At 29.0% G+C, this 1,470-nt stretch carries 2 protein-coding genes; both read left to right on the top strand.

Features of this window, described 5'->3' with window-relative positions; all coding sequences use genetic code 11:
- Window positions 1-173 precede the first annotated feature (173 nt).
- Window positions 174-1,100: a phage tail family protein gene (locus ACF91D_RS30260; RefSeq protein WP_392438436.1), complete on the top strand. Its 927-nt coding sequence runs from the start codon at window positions 174-176 to the stop codon at window positions 1,098-1,100.
- An 11-nt stretch (window positions 1,101-1,111) separates the two neighbouring features.
- A partial coding sequence (locus ACF91D_RS30255; protein WP_483883394.1) for a tail tube TT1 domain-containing protein occupies window positions 1,112-1,470 on the top strand: 359 nt, incomplete at its 3' end.

Here is a 1,470-nt window from a genome sequence, read left to right as displayed (position 1 = left end):
AGTGATATTAATGCTCACATGAGTAAAGATGTAAGACACAGCTTAGAAGAAAATAATAAACCAGTAATAAATATATTAGTTAGAAATGATGTTGACGTTGAATTGATTAAGACTAGAATAGAAGAATTAGTTTCTAGAGAAACAATTGGAGATAACTTTTAAGGAGGTGGCATATGTTTATAGCGCATGATGTAGAAATAAATAAAAATGGTGAACTGTATAGGGTTAGTGATAACCCTATCACTGGGCAAAAACTAAAAGTAGTAGAATTCGATGTACAAGGTTCTGAAAAAGAATTAGATTTTAATGAAATCGAGAGAATTAATGGCAGATTTCTTAATTCAAGTGTAGAAAGATATAAAAAAGCAACGATGGTTCTTCGTTATAGTGTTAATAAAATTGCATATGCTTCTCACTTAAAAAATAGTATCCAAAATTTATTTTCTGGCCAATTTTATTTGAGAGAAATGGCAGCTAATAATGTTGAGATACCTTTTCAGACTATGTTAGATCCTACGCATAAATTTGAGCTTAATTACGTAGATGGTAAGCAGTTGTTAGTTACCTTAGTTTCTAACGTTTCATTTGATACAACAAAGACAGAAGGGATTATATCTTTAGAATTTGCAACCGTTGAATTACCTTATTATGAATCAATTGCTTATAGCACAGATTTAGAAAGTGGAAATAATTTAGATTTATGGGGTATGACTAGCAATATGACTTTTATAAGTAATAGCAATCAAAGGAAGTTTACGTTTTATAATACAGATAATGATTTTGTTTATTATGCTGGTGACGTACCGATAAATCAGTTCAATCAAAAATTAACTGTTGAAATTACTATAGGTGAAAACACAAACCATTTTACATTTGACACTGGATATAAGAGTGAAATGATGACCATAAAAAATATTGATTTAAAAGAAGGGGATGTAATTAAATATGATGGGATACAGACTTATAAAAATGGTATTCCTATCAATGGGAAGAAATACGGCACAGGTAATCAACCTTCGTTAGTTCCTGGCTATAATCAATTTCATTTTAATCAAGTTGTTAATAAGGTTGTTTTCAAATTTAAAATGTATTACAGGTAAGGAGGTTACTTATGCCTATATTAATAAACAGTTTAGTGGGGCGTAGTTTCCCATTATTTGTTAATACAACTACACAGGATAAAGTATCAGAAGAATCAGTATTATCTTTTGAGATTGTTGAAGATGGGTATAATTTTGATTTAGTTACGAGTATATCGACAATGTGGACAGTAACAAATGTAGGTGGAACTGATGATATTAATGAATATAAAATTATTTATATTAAAAAGAGTAGCATTGGTGAAAATCAGAAAGTTTATGTCAAAGCAATTAAAAGAGAAATATTTGATTTAAAAGCTAAACGGATACATGAATCTTATACTGGTAGTTTTACTGGCGAAGAATATTTTAAACTTATATTTAAAAGTAG

The sequence above is a fragment of the Staphylococcus sp. 231237_7MaSpsaltlick genome (assembly GCF_043107035.1).
The sequence above is the reverse complement of the archived record's forward strand: the minus strand, read 5'-3'. Positions and strand labels throughout refer to the sequence as shown.